This is a genomic window from Flavobacterium erigeronis, from assembly GCF_054075165.1.
Window position 1 is genome coordinate 249,348 of sequence record NZ_JBSKGP010000002.1, and the last position, 18,459, is coordinate 267,806.

General features: G+C 37.3%; 10 protein-coding genes. All 10 read left to right on the forward strand.

Annotated elements, in window-relative coordinates:
• Positions 1-59 precede the first annotated feature (59 nt).
• The 10 genes from ACWA1F_RS05110 to ACWA1F_RS05155 all read left to right on the forward strand — a co-directional run bounded on the left by ACWA1F_RS05110 (position 60) and on the right by ACWA1F_RS05155 (position 18,416).
• Positions 60-395: a JAB domain-containing protein gene (locus ACWA1F_RS05110; protein ID WP_456892123.1), complete on the forward strand. Its 336-nt coding sequence runs from the start codon at positions 60-62 to the stop codon at positions 393-395.
• A gap of 478 nt (positions 396-873) precedes the next feature.
• Positions 874-2,133 carry a tyrosine-type recombinase/integrase gene (locus ACWA1F_RS05115; protein WP_456892125.1) on the forward strand — a complete coding sequence of 420 codons (1,260 nt, stop codon included), beginning with the start codon at positions 874-876 and terminating at the stop codon, positions 2,131-2,133.
• Positions 2,134-2,677: 544 nt separating this feature from the next.
• Complete coding sequence (locus ACWA1F_RS05120) at positions 2,678-3,937, forward strand: glycoside hydrolase family 88/105 protein (protein ID WP_456892127.1); 1,260 nt, start codon at positions 2,678-2,680, stop codon at positions 3,935-3,937.
• A 421-nt stretch (positions 3,938-4,358) separates the two neighbouring features.
• Positions 4,359-6,890, forward strand: a complete 2,532-nt coding sequence (locus ACWA1F_RS05125) for a glycoside hydrolase family 95 protein (protein ID WP_456892129.1) — start codon at positions 4,359-4,361, stop codon at positions 6,888-6,890.
• Positions 6,891-7,027: 137 nt separating this feature from the next.
• Positions 7,028-10,360, forward strand: coding sequence for a SusC/RagA family TonB-linked outer membrane protein (locus tag ACWA1F_RS05130; protein ID WP_456892131.1), 3,333 nt, complete (start codon positions 7,028-7,030; stop codon positions 10,358-10,360).
• A gap of 11 nt (positions 10,361-10,371) precedes the next feature.
• Positions 10,372-12,393 carry a RagB/SusD family nutrient uptake outer membrane protein gene (locus tag ACWA1F_RS05135; protein WP_456892133.1) on the forward strand — a complete coding sequence of 674 codons (2,022 nt, stop codon included), beginning with the start codon at positions 10,372-10,374 and terminating at the stop codon, positions 12,391-12,393.
• A gap of 29 nt (positions 12,394-12,422) precedes the next feature.
• Complete coding sequence (locus ACWA1F_RS05140; protein ID WP_456892135.1) at positions 12,423-14,012, forward strand: DUF4957 domain-containing protein; 1,590 nt, start codon at positions 12,423-12,425, stop codon at positions 14,010-14,012.
• A gap of 169 nt (positions 14,013-14,181) precedes the next feature.
• On the forward strand, positions 14,182-15,651 hold the full coding sequence (locus tag ACWA1F_RS05145; RefSeq protein ID WP_456892137.1) for a pectate lyase family protein: 1,470 nt from the start codon (positions 14,182-14,184) through the stop codon (positions 15,649-15,651).
• Between the two features lie 12 nt (positions 15,652-15,663).
• Positions 15,664-16,698, forward strand: coding sequence for a pectinesterase family protein (locus ACWA1F_RS05150; protein WP_456892139.1), 1,035 nt, complete (start codon positions 15,664-15,666; stop codon positions 16,696-16,698).
• A 77-nt stretch (positions 16,699-16,775) separates the two neighbouring features.
• Positions 16,776-18,416: a glycoside hydrolase family 43 protein gene (locus ACWA1F_RS05155; RefSeq protein WP_456892141.1), complete on the forward strand. Its 1,641-nt coding sequence runs from the start codon at positions 16,776-16,778 to the stop codon at positions 18,414-18,416.
• Positions 18,417-18,459 lie beyond the last annotated feature (43 nt).

Sequence of the window (18,459 nt, forward strand, 5' to 3'; positions counted from 1 at the left end):
TTAATCTTTACACTTAAGAAAAGATGGAAACTTCAAAAACATTTCAGAACTGAAATCAGGTGGCAGAAATACAGTTGGTCTACAAAACAAAAGTGAAAGCATCAGATAGACCTTATATCAGTTCCTCCAAAACAGTTTATCAGCTGGCGCTCCAGTTCTGGAATCCAGATACAATCGAATTTTTTGAGGAGTTTAAGATCCTGCTTTTGAACCAGTCCAATAAGGTATTGGGCATGTATGAAGTATCCTCAGGCGGAATTGCTGGCACTTCAGTTGACCTTAGAATGGTATTTGCAGCAGCAATTAAATCTAATGCAATGTGGCTGATTATGATTCATAACCATCCCTCAGGACAGGTAAGGCCTTCTGAGGCGGATAAGCAGATAACCAATTAATGTAGTTTTGTGAAATAAAATAAGTGTTTTGTTCCATATTTGTACCATTTATGTGTAAGTTATTGATTTTCAGTGTACGTTATTTTTGAAGAAGTTCGCTAGTATTGATTAACATCAATTAATAATAAGTGCTAAACCGCTGTAAACTTAATGTTTACAGCGGTTTTTCTTTTTTCTTTATATTGTTTCTGCTCGTTTTTAATCGTTTCTGATCATATATTTGTACCACATTTGCACCGGCACTTAAAAGGGTATAAAGTGGCACTTATGTACCCTTATGGTACCTTAATGAGGAGACAGAAGCGATGAAAAGATTGAAGAAAGAATGTCTTATCTGCGGGGTATAATTACTGTTTAAAAACGTGGCTTCTGTTTATAGCCATATGAGGAAATATGTAATCCCGACCAGACAGAGCGAAAAGTATATATATGCTCCAAAAATGGAAATTGACAACTTTGTATAGCGGAATGATTTTATATGAAGCAATTAGCGAAAACCAAGGCAACTGTGCGTCTTCGAAAAGCAGAAGACAAAAATGAATGGTATGTTTACATAGAAAGCTATCCTGTTGAGGTTTTCGGAAAGAAAACTCCCCAGAGAATCCGTGAATATATTAACAGGTCCGTAACAACAGTTGAGTGGGACAAAAAAAGAACCGCCCGGACAGATGCAGCGGGAACAAAGACCTATAAACCAAAGCGCAGCGATAAAGGAATAATAATGTGCAGGAGCGAGAGCGACCGTGAAATAATGCTGTATGCTGACGGAATACGTAAAATTCGGCAGAAGGAATATGATAATAGAGATCTATACAGTGACGCTGACAACCTATTGGCTGAACAGAAAGAAAAAAGGCAGGAGAATTTTATTGAATACATTGCTGCTGTAGCGGCTAAAAGACATGCTAGAAGTTCAAAATCTATTCAGATCAATTGGAAGCGGGTCATGGAATTTTTAAAAAGCTATTCAGGAGACAGCCTGATATTTTCTCAGATTGACTACAGAATGGCACAGGATTTTAAACTGTTTTTATTAGCTGCGCCACTAGAAGGAAATAGAAAAGGAACCATTTCCAGCAACAGTGCGGGAACCTATTTTTCCATATTTAAAGCGGCTTTGAAACAGGCCTTTATCGATGGATATTTAACGGTTGATTTATCTTCAAAAATAAAAGGAATCCCGGAGCAGGAATCAAGACGTGAATATCTGACCATTGGAGAATTGAATGTACTGGCATCAACAGCATGCGAAAAGGATGTCCTTAAAAGAGCCGCAATTTTCTCAGCGCTTACAGGACTGAGGCATTCCGACATTCAGAAGCTCCGTTGGAAAGAGATTAGTCTGGAAGATGGTATAGTGAAACTGCATTTTACGCAGAAAAAGACAAAGACAGTGGAATATATGCCTATTTCCCACCAGGCTTTCCAGCTCTGCGGAGAACCGAGGCGCCCCCAGCAGCTTGTTTTTGAGGATTTAACAGACATAACGTGGATTTCGCGCCCCCTGAAAAAATGGGTTGAATTGGCAGGAATTAAAAAAAATATTACCTTCCACTGCTTCCGCCATACATTTGCAACACTGCAGCTAGCGAGCGGTACAGACATTTATACGGTCAGTAAAATGCTGGGGCATACCAACGTAAAAACTACTGAAATCTATGCAAAAGTGATAGATGAGAAGAAAATCAAGGCATCAGAAGCTATACAATTGGAATCTTTAAAGAAAAAAGAATTGTAAAATATATCAAGTCCAAAAGCAACGAGTCGCAATTCTGATATATAACCTAAAATAATATTCTAACTAGTAATAATTAAAGTCCATTCATTTGAAAACTTCGAAGTTAAATATCTTTAAAAACCGCCTTAATTTTTTGTTGTAAAAAAGGTATTACCTCCAGGTCTTAAAAGTTTTGAATCTGCAAAGAGAACTCTATGCGGTATTACGGTTTTGAATATGCTTAGAAAGAATCTGGTGATGAACCAGGGGATATCTATATTTAAATCATTCTGTAAATTGGCGGGCCAACTTATAAATCACTTAAATTCTTATATTTGATTCTGACAGATGCGACAAAACCAATTGTTGAGGCAGATAAAAACATTTAGTAATTCTCGTAATTGTTGTTCCACTTAAATTTAAAACAGGTTTATTCTCTATATTTCCTTTTGAATAGATTGGTAAAAAGAAACCATTTTTTAAATACAAATGACTAAAATTTAAAAGTCATTATCCATTTATTAAAATACTTTTGGAAACACTAACATTTTTAAAAATTATAACTATGAATCTCATTCACCCGAAAATAAAAATACTAGGTTTGACTGTCTTTCTTGTTGGAACTTCTTTGGCTTTTGCCCAAAATGGAACGGTTACTGTTTCAAAATCTCCAAAAGAAAATTATAAATCTTCAAAGCCAATTCCTGATAATTTAAAATGGTCTGAAAGAATGATGCTTTCAGAAATGCAGAGGTTTCCCCAATCATGGATGCTGGATTTTAACAGCAGTCCTAAATGGTCTTACCCTTCGGCGATTGTGCTTGATGGAGCTGAAAAATTATATGCTCAAACAGGAAAGAAAGACTATTACAATTACATCAGCAATTTTGGAGAAAGTCTGATTAATGAAGATGGCAGCATTGTTTCTTACGAATTGGATAAGTACAATATCGATATGCTGAATTGTGGAAATGTCCTTCTTTATCTTTATGAAAAAGAAAAAAAAGAGAAATATTTAAAGGCGCTTCAGACACTTCGCTTACAGATTGACGGACATCCAAGAACCAGCGAAGGCTCTTTTTGGCATAAAAAAGTGTATCCGCACCAAGTTTGGCTCGATGGTTTGTATATGGGAATGCCTTTCTACGCACACTATACCCATGATTTTATAAAGGGTGCTGATGCAAAAAAGGCATATGATGATATTGTTTCTCAGTTTACGCTGGTTCAGAAAAATCTATTAGATAAAAAAACGGGTTTATTGTATCACGCCTGGGATGAAAAAAAAGAACAAGCTTGGGCAGACAAAACCACTGGACACTCGCCAAATTTTTGGGGCAGAGCGATGGGCTGGTACGGAATGGCTATGGTAGATGTTCTAGATTATCTGCCAAAAGATCATCCTGGGAGAGCTACAATGATATCATACATAAAATCGTATGCCGATGCTGTAATTAAATTTCAGGATAAAGATAATGGGCTTTGGTATCAGGTATTGGATAAAGCTGGAGAGAAAGGAAACTATACAGAAGCTACAGCTTCGACGATGTTTGTTTATACCATGATAAGATCTGTTAACGAAGGTTATCTGCCAAAATCTTATAAAAAGGCGGCGAAAAAAGGCTACGATGGCATTATCAAAAATCTTATTACTGTAGATCAAAAAGGTCTCGTTAGTTTAAACAAATGCTGTGCTGTTGCGGGATTAGGCGGTAAACCGTATCGAGATGGTTCTTATGATTATTACATTAACGAACCAATTCGTGCTAACGATCCAAAAGGAACAGGACCATTTATCCTTGCAAGTATGGAATTTGAAAAATAAATCTAAGATACAATTGTCAGCATTGATTTTCTAATTGACATTTAAACCGAAAGCAAAAGAATCACTAAATAGGTTCTTTTGCTTTTTTTTATTTAATGTTTTCGCTTAATCGTTTTTCTGTAAAATAAAAACATTCTCCATTCTTTTATTTCGATCAATATTCTGTTCTCTTATTTAAAATAAAACTCGTAAACCTTTGTAAATTCTCGATTTGACCAAAATTTAAAAGTAAATGACCAAAATTTAAAAGTCGTTATGATGCTAATAAAATACTTTTGAACTGTATCATTTATTGATTGCGTATTTTTTTAATACTAAAAATAAATTATCAATAAAAATTAAGAATAAAAACAAACGATTTGTCTTTTGATCGAGATTGTTGTTTGTACTTCTACAGACTTGTATCAAAATTATTTTACTTATGAAAAAGCTGCTGTTGTCGTTACTATTTATTGTATCATTTTGGAACACCTTTTCGCAGAAAAAGTTAACATTATGGTATAATAAACCTTCAGCTGCGTGGACCGACGCAATGCCTTTGGGAAATGGAAGATTAGGAGCAATGTTTTATGGCATTCCTCAGTCTGATACGATTCAAATAAACGAGGATACGTTTTGGTCAGGCAGTCCGTATCAAAATATAAATCCAAAAGCAAAACAAAATTTAAAAGCAATCCAGAACTTTATTTCTGAAAGAAATTATGTCGATGCACAAAAACTGTCATTAGAAAATATTATTGCTGATAGAAAAACCACTTCACACGGGCAGGTTTATCAGTCTATAGGAAATCTTATTCTGACAATACCAGAACATCAAAACTATTCAGAATATTACAGAGAGTTGGATTTAAATACTGCTATTGCAACGACTAAATATAAAGTTGATGGTGTTACCTACACGAGGGAAGTATTTACGTCTTTTCCAGATCAGCTAATCATTATACGGCTAACTGCCGATAAAAAGCAAAAAGTAAATTTTAAAACTTCTTTTGCAGGGCCTTTAAAAACCAATATGGTTACAGTGTCGTCGGCAGTAGTTGAAGCTCAGAATAATCTGCTTGTAGTTACGGGACGTTGCACAAAAGAAAAAGAAGAAAACATTCCTAATCTCTTAAACTTCAATGCCCAAATAAGAGTAAGCGCAAAAGGAGGAACTCAAAAAGCAAATAAAGATCATATCGAAGTTAAAAAAGCCGATGAAGCTTTCATTTATGTTTCTGTTGCGACAAATTTTATTAATTACAAGGATATTTCAGGAAATGCAGAAGAACGTGCAGCAGATATTCTATCGAAATTTTCAAAGCCATACGAGAAAGCCAAACAAGATCATATTGCCTTTTACCAGAAACAGTTTAATAGAGTGCATCTGGATCTGGGAGAATCATCGCAGATCAATAAACCAACAGATCAGAGAATAGCAGAATTTTCAAAATTTGAAGATCCTGATCTGACAGCATCGTATTTTCAATTTGGCCGCTATTTATTGATTTCTTCCTCTCAGCCGAACACGCAGCCAGCTAATTTGCAAGGAATTTGGAATCCCAATTCAGGGCAGTATCCAGCTTGGGACAGCAAATATACCACCAATATTAATGTGGAAATGAATTACTGGCCAGCTGAAGTCACAAACTTGAGCGAGTGCCACGATCCGTTTATTCAATTGATTAAAGATGTCAGCGTTACAGGTCGACAGACAGCATCTGAAATGTATAACAGCAGAGGCTGGACATTGCATCATAATACAGATTTGTGGCGCATGACAGGAGCGGTTGATAATACGGCGGGAATCTGGCCGACCTGTAATGCTTGGTTCAGCGCACACCTTTGGGAGAAATTTCTTTTTTCTGCCGATAAAAATTACCTGAAAGAAGTTTATCCGATTTTAAAAAGTGCATCCGAATTTTATCAGGATTTCTTGATTAAGGATAAAAAGACGGGATATCTTGTAGTTTCGCCTTCGATTTCACCAGAGCATTCGCCGGGTCTTCATTATTATGATATTGTAAAACCTGATGGGACTCCTGCCAAAGAAAGATGCAATGTTTTTGCTGGTGTCACTATGGACAATCAGATGGTTTTTGATTTACTCTCCAATACAATTGATGGAGCCGAAATTTTAGGAATAGATGCAGCATTTGCTGCCCAATTAAAGAATATTCGCAGCCAGTTGCCCCCTATGCAAATTGGAAAGCACAGTCAGCTGCAAGAATGGATAGAAGACTGGGACCGTAAAAATGATGCTCATCGTCATATTTCGCATCTATGGGGCGCTTTTCCAGGAAGAGAAATTTCACCATTTAAGACTCCAGAACTTTTTGAAGCATCTAGAAATTCGCTTGAAGGAAAAGGCGATGCCAGCCGCGGCTGGTCAATGGGGTGGAAAGTATGTCTGTGGGCGCGATATCTGGATGGAAACCACGCTTATCTTCTGATTAAGAATCAGCTCAACTTGAAGCCCGCATCAGCAACAATAAAAGAACCAGACGGCGGTACTTATGCCAATATGTTTGATGCGCATCCGCCATTTCAAATAGACGGGAATTTTGGGTGTACTGCAGGAATAGCAGAAATGCTTTTGCAAAGTCACGATGGTGCGGTCGCTTTACTTCCAGCATTGCCAGATGCTTGGGCAGAGGGTTCTGTTTCGGGTTTAAGGGCGCGCGGCGGATTTATAATAGAGAATATGAAGTGGAAGAATGGAACGATTGCTTCAATAGAAATCCGATCAGAAGCAGGAGGAAATCTTAGGTTGAGAAGTTATTCTAAACTAAAAGGAAATTTTATAACCGAAGCAAAAGGAGAAAATTCAAATGTTCTTTTTAAACATCAGCCCGTTGCTCAGCCTGTCATATCTGCGGAAGCGGTGCTAAAAGGAATCGAGATTCCGAAGATTTCAGAATATGATATTCATACAGAAAAAGGAAAGCTATATACTTTCAGTTTAGCAGAATAATTTTCAATTCATAAAAATAAAATCAAAAGAAATAATTAAAAATATAAACATGAATAACAATTAAGAAATGATAAAGAAGGCTGTAACTGCACAGCTTGAATATCATAAACACTATCTAACCAAACCAACCAAAATGTATGAGAAAAAAAGTAGCCAAAGAAAAAATTGACTTCTTTAGAAGAGGTAAAAAGAAAGCCAAAATAGCTCTTTTGCTTTACGTAATGCTTTCATTTTCACTTTATGCTAAAGAAACTAAAAAACTGAAAAACACTGAAAAAGATGTTATAGCCACCAGAGGATTTTTTCAGGAAAAAGAAATAATAGTAACCGGACGTGTTACAGATGATTCCGGAATGGGAATTCCAGGGGTTTCCATTGTGGTAAAAGGCCAGAAAATAGGAACTGTAACCGATATGGACGGAAATTACAAAATAGACCGCGTTCCTGAGAAATCCAGTCTGGTATTTTCTTTTGTTGGGATGATAACTCAAGAAATTCCTGTCTCAGGCAAAATCAGCTTGAATGTAGTGCTAAAAGAAGCTTCTACTGATTTGAATGAAGTCGTCGTAATTGGTTATGGAACTGCAAAGCGAAAAGATTTGACTGGTTCTGTAGCTTCTGTAAGCATGGAAGAACTAAAAGATATTCCTGCCACTTCTGTGCTTCAAGCTATTGCTGGACGTATGGCCGGTGTAAACGTAACCGTTGCAGATGGTTCGCCAGATACGCCAATTAAAGTGCGAGTTAGAGGAGGAGGCTCTATCACGCAGGATAACTCGCCATTATTTATAGTAGATGGTTTTCAGGTAGCTAATATAAACGATATTGCACCTGGAGATATTGAAACTATTGACGTTCTTAAAGATGCTTCTTCTACCGCTATTTATGGAGCACAAGGAGCGAACGGGGTAGTGCTGGTTACCACCAAATCAGGAAAAGCTGGAAAGACAGAAATTAATATGAATGCCTATACAGGTATTAAGAACACGTACAACCTTACAGAAGTTCTTTCTCCATACGATTTTGTCTATTTTCAGAAAGAGCTTGATCCAGGCGTGAATACATCAAACACCTCGTTCTACAGCATGTATGGAACTTGGGATGATATTGATATTTACAAGTCGAGACAAGGTACCGACTGGCAGGAAAAGCTGTATGGAAATACTGGAATACAAAAGCATTTTGATATCGGTTTAACAGGAGGAGAATCCAGCGTAAGATACAAAGTCAATTATACGCATGATGATGAAGATTATATCATGCTGAACTCTGCATACAAAAGAGATTATCTAAGTTTCAGTCTGAACAAAAAAATCAGTCCTAAACTGACTTTTGATTTTAATACCCGATTTTCGAACGCTGTCATCACAGGACCAAGCGTTTCCAGCGGCAGTAAACTGAGAGATGGAATTAAATATGCTCCCGTTTATAGCTTAAATAGTACGGGCGGCGGATTAGGCGGAGCTGATGATGTAACTTCAGCAGAAGCTTTAAGTTCACTTAATGATCCTGTTTATAATATTACAAATGAATATAAGGACCAGAACAGACTTAATGCCACAATTAATGCAGGCATCACATGGAAAGCGGCAAAAGGCCTTACCGTATCTTCAAAAGGGAGCTATGCGGCCAATAGAGACTATAGTGATAATATATGGCTTAATAAAACGGGTGAAGCCAGTGCAAACGGCGGGCAGCCTGTAGCGAGACGCATAGATTTTAAAGGTTATTTGTGGACTATCCAAAATACGATTTCTTATAATCTTGAGCTGGACAACAATAAACACAAAATAGATTTGATGGCCGGACAGGAAATGTATAATTCTGAAGGGAAAGAAATGAGAAGTGATAGCAAGTTTTTCCCAGTAGATTTTACGGCTAAAGATGTTTTGGCTATGTGGAATTACGGGACGCCTCAGCCTACATATACAACAATATTAGAGCCTTCGAGAACTTCATCGTTTTTCGGGCGTATTAATTACACTTTCCATGAAAGATACATTCTAACGCTGACAGCTAGATCAGATTCTAAAAATGTATTTTCAAAAGAGAACCGCGAAGGGTTTTTCCCAGGTGCTGCATTTGCATGGAGATTATCGGATGAGTCTTTTATGAAATTGACTAAAAACTGGCTTTCAAATGCTAAAGTTCGTTTGAGTTATGGTGAAGTTGGAAATGCAAGAGTTGGTTCTTACTGGAGACAAGAATACGGATTTCAGTCTACGAGCAGAAATTTATATTACATAAACGAACAGCCGCAAAGTGCTCTGGTAACATCAAATGTGCTTAAAAACGAAAATCTAACTTGGGAAACTACGGTATCTGCAGATTTAGGTCTAGATCTGGGTTTTTTTGACCAGCGTTTGAGATTAACTGTAGATGCTTATAAAAATGATACTAAAAATCTGATTCTTGGCGTGGCACTGCCTTCGAATTCAGGATATCAGACACAATATCAAAATATAGGAAGAACTTCAAATAAAGGGCTTGAAATTACAGCTTCGGGAGATATTATTAAAAATGATAAATTCTTACTATCGGCTAGTTTTAATATTGCATTCAACGATAATAGAGTAAAGGAATTAGATGGATCTAATGAAATGATAGCTGCCTCAAACTGGGCGCCTGCCGTGGGAAGAGACGATTACAGAGCAATTGTAGGCCAGCCAGTAGGTTTAATGTATGGTTATGTTTCTGATGGGATGTACACTTTTGACGATTTTACTTATGATAATGTGCAAAAGAAATGGATACTTAATCAAGGCGTGGCAGATGCTTCTAAAGTGATCACCACTTCGGGAAATTATTTTGGACCAGGACACATCAAACTTAAAAAATTAAGTGGAGATGGAAATGTAATTTCTCCAGATCAGGATCGAAAAGTAATAGGCAGAGCACAGCCAAAACACGTAGGAGGATTTTCTATAAGCACAGTCTATAAAAATTTCGATTTATCGGCAATGTTTAACTGGTCGTATGGCAATGATATTTATAACGCCAACAAAATAGATAATACGACTTTCAGCGGTTCTAAAAGATACCAGAACATGAGCAGCGAAATGAGCATACAAAACCGATTTACAACTATTGATCCAGCAACGGGATACAATATTATGTTTGGAGACAATGCAAATCCGCAGCTGCTGCAGGAAATCAATCAGGGAAAAAGCTTGTGGCATCCGCTTTCTAACTCGACTATTTTAACTGATTGGGCAATTGAAGACGGATCATTTTTAAGATTAGGCACATTAACGCTTGGCTATACGCTGCCTGACACCATTACCAAAAATGGATTTGTAAAAAATGTACGCTGTTATTTTACAGGATACAATTTACATATCTGGACAAAGTATACAGGACAAGATCCAGAAGTTGATGGTATACGGTCTACACCTTTAACGCCAGGAGTAGACTGGTCAGCATATCCAAAGGCAAAAACATTCCTTTTTGGAGTTAATGTAACATTTTAATTAGAAAGAACATGAAAAAAATAATATACTATTTCAGTTTGATTTTTATCATTACCTGCATCTCATGCGATGATGATTTTTTAGATACCACTTCGCCTTCAAAACTAAGTTCTGAAACTGTTTTCCAAACCCAATCAATGGCGAAAGCAGCCGTAATGGGAATTTACGGAAGAATGACAGACACTTACATTTACGGACAAAAATTATCGGTTAACTGGCAGGGATTTTCAGATATTGAGAGTAATCAGGGATTTACAGCTACGGCTTACAACTCAACGACGAGCGATCAAGGAGCAGGAAATTTTTATGATGATTCGTATAACCAGACAACAAAATGGGAGGGATTGTTTCAGCTGGCAGAACTGGCTTCTTCTGCAGTAGACGGTATAAGAAATTCACCAATTCTAGAAACCAATGCCGCTCAGATGAAACCGCTTTTAGGCGAAGCGCTTGTTATGAGATCTTTGGCTTATTTTGAATTAGTAAGAAATTGGGGAGATGTGCCGTATAAAGAAGGAACATCAAAATCTGATTTGTCTAATGTTTACATTGGAAAAGTAGATAGAGATGTTATCTACGAAAGTTTGATAAAAGATTTAAATGAAGCACAAGGTTATCTGCCTTGGCTAAAATCGGCAGCCGATTACAGCACAGCAGAACGTATTACTAAAGGTTTTGCAAAAGGACTTTTGGCAAGAGTGGCACTTTTTGCAGGAGGATGGTCGCTTCGTGACGGAAATCTTTTCACGGGAAAAGATTTAGAACATCATCCTACGATACCAGAAGCTGGAGGTTATTTTGTAGGAAGGGTAAAAAATTGGAAAGACTATTATCAGATTGCGGCTCAACATACTGCTGAAATTATTGGAAGTCCCGAAAATCCGCATCACTTGGATCCTGATTATGAAAACATCTGGAAAACAGTTTGTGGTCTGCAGCAGAATTCTAGTAATGAAAACATGTTTGAAGTGGCTTTTGGCCTTGGAAATAATGGAGACATCGGCTCACTGATGGGATATGAAGTAGCTGGCGCCAGCAAATACGGCAGCAGAGGTTTTGGGGGAACTTATGTTGCTTCGCAGGCTTACTACTTCTATTCCTTCACGCCTGAAGATAAACGTAGAGACGTGACACTAAGCTGGACCAATTACACCAAAGATAATATTGAAGGAGTTAAAAACGATCCTTTGAGCGTGAATTTTGCAAAATGGAGAATGCAGTGGATGCCAGCTTCTTATCAGGCAATGCATAAAACAGCTACATCTCGTATAGCAACTGGTGTAAACTGGATTGTAATGCGTTATTCTGATATTTATTTAATGTTTGCCGAAGCAGAAAGTGCTTTAACGGGTTCAGATGCCGTTAATACTTCGGCTGGAATGTCAGCCAGACAGGCATTAGAAAAAGTCCGTGAAAGAGCATTTGGCATGGGTTCAGCCCAAATTCAGTCTTATGACGCTAATTTTCTTGAAGCGGTTATTAATGAAAGAGCATGGGAATTTGGCTGTGAATCGATACGCAAACATGATTTGGTGCGCTGGGGATTATTGTATGAAAAAATTGAAACCATGAAAAAAACACTTTGTTTAATGTTTGACAATAAACAAGCTGTTAAAATTTTTGATAAGAATTACCAGCCTTCAGATTTTCCAAGAACGGTTTACTATAAATATAAAGACGCAGAATATATTGATAAAAGTTCTTTAAATTATTATCGCAATCTACCAGCAAGTCCAGGACCTGAGTATAAAAGCGTAAGCTGGTTTCCTGCAATGGCAGAAAAACCGCTTACAGGAACCAACAAAAATTATATAGACTGGCCGGTTAAAACACTGTTAGCCGCAACGGGTCTTGCGAGAGAATATGATTATTCAGGCTTTTTAGGATCTATGACAAACGGAACAGAAATTCAATCTAGTTTGGCTCAGTACACAAAAGGAAATGGAACCTGTTATTACAGACACTTTTTTGCCATTTACTATGAAGACATTTTCGAGTCTAAAGGTAAGATTGCCAATTCGTACGGATTCTAGAAAATGACATTAATCTAATTTTAATTAAAATGAAAAATATATTAGGAATTTTAAGTGTTATGGTCCTCATTTTATTCATGACAGCCTGTGAGAAAGATTACAATCAATGGGATGTAGATTCCAGTTATGACAGGCTTTTTAAATCAATTATTTTTGAAAGTTCGGCTATAAACCCAACTTCTGTTGAAATAAAATTTACCAAATCCATTTCGGCAACAAGATACATTTTCGAATTCAGTAAAGACAGTCTGCTTTTTAATGAAATCGTCAGTAAAGTAGAACTTATTGCCGATACGCTCACTCCGTATTCTAATTCTTCAGATCAGTCCAAAGTGGAATACAGACAGATTTTTGACGAACTTGATGGAACAACGGGATACTCTGTCAGAATGAAAAGCATCGATGAAAACACAGGAAAAGAATCCAAGTACAGTCAGCTGTATTTTGTTACTTCGGCAGAACAGCTTTTTAAAGGGTATAATTCATCATCATCTGATATTACCTTAAACTGGACGGTCAATCCGAGAGTAACCAATATAACGTTATACGACGAAGCTGCGGTTGCGGTTCAGAATATTGTTTTAACCGAACAGCAGAAAACAGAAGGCACTCTTACAATTGGAAATTTGAAAGGCGGAACTGTTTATACAGCCAAAATGTTTAACGGAACCAGTTTACGAGGAAGTTTACCAGTAAAAACAACGGGTATTTTTAACAGTACAACCTATAAAGTGCTGCTTACAGATACAGCGGCAAGCATTGGAACGGCACTTCAGGGACTTGTTGCTGGCGGCAGCAAAGACATTACGGTAGAATTTGCAGCAGGTGCAGCTTACGTAATGGGCGGTGATCTTACGATTCCGACTGGAGTAAATAACATCGCTTTTGTTGGTTCTAAAAATAGTGAAGGCGTATTAAGCAGAGCTGCTAATATCAGATTCAGAGTTCAGGATAAAGTGAATGATGTTTTAATCCAAAACTTAGCGACAAGTTCTTCAGACAGTTTCTTTATTGATTTAGGAAATAAAGTGGTAAATGACATTTTGGTAGAAGGATGTAACATTTCAAAATTAAACTCTATTGTCAGAGTAAGTGGAGCGAGTGTTATCGGTAATATCACGGTAAACAACTGTCTCGTGTCGCAAACTGGAGGATACGGTGTTATGAACGTAGGAGCGGGAGGAACGGTTAAATCTATCAATGTAACCAACAGTACACTTACCGAAATCAGTACTCGTTTTGCAGACGTGAGGGTAAAAACCAGTATTAATTTCAGCAATATCACCTGTGTGAATGTCACTGCAGCTATGGGACATCTTTGGAATTTTGATAATAATTTTCCAGTTCTGCTTTCCATTCAAAACTGCATTATTGCTGGACCAAACGGTGCAGCGGCGCTTAACAGTACTGCTGGTACGTACAACAGTATCAGTATTTCCTACGGAGGTAATTATAAAACAAAAGATCTGGTAAACGGCACCAGACCGATGACTGGCATTACAGAGATACCTTTAAATAGTACCGATTTCTTTGTTAATGCATCGATTGGAGATTATCATATCAAACCGGGTATTGGATTCGCAGGAACGGGTGTTGCAGGCGACCCTCGATGGTTTTAGAAAATTTAGAATTGTTTTGTTTAAGTTTAAGTTTAAGTTAATCGTGGTTGATTGGATTGGGGGATTTTATCTGAATTTCCCCCTTTTTCCAAAATCAATTGCTATATGATTTAGTTCAGTTAAACTTCAAACTATATATCATTTTCAACTACTATAATTTTATAAACGGATGAATTATAAACACACTTACGCATCTCTTTCTTTAATTGTACTGAGCTTAATAGCCGTTGTTTTACAAGTTAAGGCAGAAAATAAGAAAGAACATCAATTAAATCAGAAATCAATAAAACCTATTAATGAAACAAAAGATGAAGCATTAGCATTTCCAACAGCAGAAGGATTTGGCAAATATACCACAGGCGGGCGGGGCGGAAAAGTTCTTTTTGTTACAAATTTAAATGATTCGGGGCCAGGCAGTTTTCGAGAAGCCGTAACAGCCAAAGGAAAACGTTATGTTCTCTTTAAAGTTTCGGGAAATATAGCTTTAAAATCCAGATTAAGCATTGAAGAAAATGACCTCACAATTGCTGGGCAGACCGCTCCGGGAGATGGAATCTGTATCAAAGATTATCCAGTAGTGCTCAATGCAGATAATATAATTGTGCGATATATGAGATTTAGAATGGGAGATGCGGCAAAACAGCAGGCAGATGCATTAGAATCCAGATTTCACAAAAATATAATTGTAGATCACTGTTCATTAAGCTGGTCATCTGATGAAACGGCGTCGCTATATGCAAATGAAAACACTACTTTTCAATGGTGTTTTGTCACAGAAAGCCTTAGAAAGTCGGTGCATGAAAAAGGTTCTCATGGTTACGGAGCAATATGGGGAGGAAAAAAAGCTTCATTCCACCACAATTTACTCGCACATCATGACAGCAGAAATCCAAGATTAGGAGAATCTGCAGGGACGGCATTTGCGCTTACAGATTTGGTAGACATGCGCAATAATGTCATTTATAATTGGGGAGCCAACAGCTGTTATGGCGGAGAAGGAATGAATGTAAACATTGTAAATAACTATTATAAACCTGGACCCGCAACAGGAAAATCTTCCAAGATTGTTGCCATTGATAAGAATAAAATTCCAGGAAAAGAGGTTTTTAATATTTGGGGAAAATTTTTTATCGACGGAAATGTAGTGGAAGGTAGTGCAGAAGCCACAAAAGACAATTGGACTTATGGCGTGTACAATCAATTTCATTCAGGTTATGGTGTGATTCCAGAGACCGAAAAACTAGCCATGAAAAAGAAAGTTCCTCATGATATACAGAACAATGTTTATACCGATACCGCGCTGAAAGCTTACGAAAGAGTTTTAAAATCTGGCGGAGCATCATTAGTAAGAGATGCGGTTGATTTAAGAATTGTTGCTGAGGTAAAAAACGGGACTTATACTTTTGAAGGTTCCAAAGGAAGCACCAAAGGTATTATCGATTCTCAGCAAGATGTTGGCGGATGGCCCAATTTAATTAGCAAAGAAGCTCCGATAGACAGTTCGGGAGATGGAATTCCAGATGACTGGAAAAAGAAAATGAAATTAGACATAACAAAAAATAATCCAAACGGACATGATTTAAATGCGGGTTACGAAAATATCGAAGTATACATGAATAGTTTGGCAGTAAATAATTAAGAAAATAAAGAGATGAGATTTAGAATAATTTTTGCATTGACTGTAATTCTGTTTTTGTGTTCTAAAGGACAGGCGGAAAACAATATTCATTTAAAAGAGAAAAAAAAGATAAAATATGATATCGTCGTCGCTCAAGATGGCAGCGGTAATTTCAAAACCATTCAAGAAGCCTTTGATGCAGTTCCAAAATTAAAATCAGAACGAACGGTTATTTTTGTAAAAAATGGTATTTATAAGCAAGTTGTAACCTTAGATTCAGATCGAAATAATGTCAGTTTGATTGGAGAAGACAGCAAAAAAGTTATCCTGACTTATGATAATTACGCGAACAGAATTAATCCGGCAACAAATGCAAAATATGGAACAAGCGGTTCTTCGAGCTGTTTTATAAAAGGTTCTGGATTTTATGCAGAAAACATAACTTTCGAAAATGCTTCGGGACCTGTTGGACAAGCGCTGGCTATTCACATTCAGGGAGATAAAGCTGTATTTTACAACTGCAGATTCTTAGGTTTTCAAGATACGGTTTACGGTGGTGATGTGCGCCAGTATTTTAAAGATTGCTACATTGAGGGAAGCACCGATTTCATTTTTGGAGGCTCAACCGCTTTCTTTGACAGCTGTGAACTCCATACCAAAGGCGGAAGTGCTATTACAGCAGCTTCTACCAAAGATTTTGTGAAGTATGGCTACGTATTCAGCAATTGTAAAATTACAGGAACAGGTGCGAACATAACCGATTTAGGCAGACCGTGGCGACCAAATGCTGCCGTTGTATTTTTAAATACCGAAATGTCAGATGCAATAAAACCTGCGGGATGGAACAATTGGGGAAAAGTTGAAAACGAATCAACTGCACGTTATGAAGAATATAATTCCACTGGAACTGGAGCGCATCCGCAAGAAAGAGTAAAATGGATCACTCAGCTTACAAAACAGCAGGCGGCATTGTATACGGTAGAAAATGTTTTAAAAACTACGTACGCAAATCCAGCAGTTGTGGATAATTGGAATCCAAAGAAAGTTATTGATTTATATAGAAAATAATACTTTCAATTGAAAGACAAAAGTTCCGCCTTCTGTCGAATATTTAAAAAAACTAATGATTATAAAATAAAAAATAAATGAAGTTCTATTTCTGTTTATTAGCCGCTTTTTCTTTTACGGCCTTATCAGCACAAGATCAAAATAAAACGCCTTACGTGTCTAAAGTCTGGTCTCCAGATTTAGGAAACGGGAGCTATCAAAATCCTATCATTCATGCTGATTACTCAGACCCCGATGTAGTTCGTGTGGGAGATGATTATTTTATGACTTCTTCGAGTTTTAATTGCACTCCAGGATTGCCTATTCTGCATTCTAAAGATATGGTAAATTGGAAGATTGTCAATTACGCGCTTCCAAAAGTGGCTCCTATTGACCATTATAATACAGTGCAGCACGGAAATGGCGTTTGGGCACCAAGCATAAGATATCATAACAATGAAATGTATATTTATTGGGGAGATCCAGATTTCGGAATTTTTATGGTCAAAACCAAAGATCCATTCGGAAAATGGGATGCGCCAATTTTAGTAATGGAAGCAAAAGGCGCTATCGACGCTTGTCCACTCTGGGATGAAGACGGACGTGTTTATATAGCTCATGGTTGGGCAGGAAGCCGTGCCGGTGTAAAAAGTATTCTAACAGTAAGAGAACTGAATAAAGAAGGGACAGCAATTATAGATGAGGGAACTCATGTCTATGACGGACATGAAAAAGATCCTACAGTTGAAGGGGCAAAATTTTACAAAAGAAACGGCTATTACTACATTTTTGCTCCTGCAGGAGGAGTTGCAACAGGCTGGCAGCTGGCTTTACGATCAAAAAATGTGTATGGTCCTTACGAAAGAAAAGTCGTTTTAGAACAAGGTAAATCTATAATAAACGGTCCGCATCAAGGTGCGTGGGTAGACACGCCAAATGGTGAATCTTGGTTTTATCACTTTCAGGATATAGAAGCTTACGGAAGAATTGTGCATCTTCAGCCTATGTCGTGGAAAAATGACTGGCCGCTGATAGGTGAAGATTTGGATAAAAATGGTATCGGCGAACCTGTTATGAAATACAAAAAGCCAAATGTTGGTAGAACCTATCCAATTGAAACGCCTCAAGAATCAGACGATTTTAAAGGTGATAAAATAGGCTTGCAATGGGAGTGGCAGGCAAATCCGAATATTGTTTGGTATGCGAAAATGCGAGATTCAGACCATTTGAGATTATTTTCTATGAACATGCCAGATGACGCTGCTAATTTATGGATGGTTCCTAATCTGCTGCTGCAAAAGTTTCCAGCAAAAAACTTCAGCGCATCTGCCAAAATTAAATTGACTGTAGAAGAAGCAAAATCTGGCAAGAAAGCAGGTCTTATTATTATGGGAATGGATTATGCTGCATTACAAATAACTCATGACGAAAAAGGATTTTCTCTACAGCAGACAGAGGTTAAAAGCGCAGCAAAAAACACCCCCGAAATTGTAAATGAAACGCAGAAATTAGCTGGAAATGAAGCCTATTTCAAAGTAAATGTTACAGGAAAAGGAATAGACGCCATTTGTCAGTTTAGTTATTCTGAAGATGGTAAAAATTACAAGAAAATAGGAAAACTATTTACAGCGGTTCCAGGAAAATGGATAGGAGCTAAAGTAGGATTGTTTAGTGTCAGTGAAAAGGATTCGAAAAGAGGTGGTTATGCTGATGTTGATTGGTTTGATATTAATAGATAGCAATAAGATCTTGAACCTTTAAAAAAAAGTCACACTTCCCTTT

What these genes read in the sequence shown, in the direction of transcription:
- ACWA1F_RS05145 (WP_456892137.1), top strand. Translation starts at nt 14,182, where the DNA reads ATGAATTATAAACACACTTACGCATCTCTTTCTTTAATTGTACTGAGC.
- ACWA1F_RS05115 (WP_456892125.1), top strand. Translation starts at nt 874, where the DNA reads ATGAAGCAATTAGCGAAAACCAAGGCAACTGTGCGTCTTCGAAAAGCA.
- ACWA1F_RS05155 (WP_456892141.1), top strand. Translation starts at nt 16,776, where the DNA reads ATGAAGTTCTATTTCTGTTTATTAGCCGCTTTTTCTTTTACGGCCTTA.
- ACWA1F_RS05140 (WP_456892135.1), top strand. Translation starts at nt 12,423, where the DNA reads ATGAAAAATATATTAGGAATTTTAAGTGTTATGGTCCTCATTTTATTC.
- ACWA1F_RS05135 (WP_456892133.1), top strand. Translation starts at nt 10,372, where the DNA reads ATGAAAAAAATAATATACTATTTCAGTTTGATTTTTATCATTACCTGC.
- ACWA1F_RS05120 (WP_456892127.1), top strand. Translation starts at nt 2,678, where the DNA reads ATGAATCTCATTCACCCGAAAATAAAAATACTAGGTTTGACTGTCTTT.
- ACWA1F_RS05125 (WP_456892129.1), top strand. Translation starts at nt 4,359, where the DNA reads ATGAAAAAGCTGCTGTTGTCGTTACTATTTATTGTATCATTTTGGAAC.
- ACWA1F_RS05130 (WP_456892131.1), top strand. Translation starts at nt 7,028, where the DNA reads ATGAGAAAAAAAGTAGCCAAAGAAAAAATTGACTTCTTTAGAAGAGGT.
- ACWA1F_RS05150 (WP_456892139.1), top strand. Translation starts at nt 15,664, where the DNA reads ATGAGATTTAGAATAATTTTTGCATTGACTGTAATTCTGTTTTTGTGT.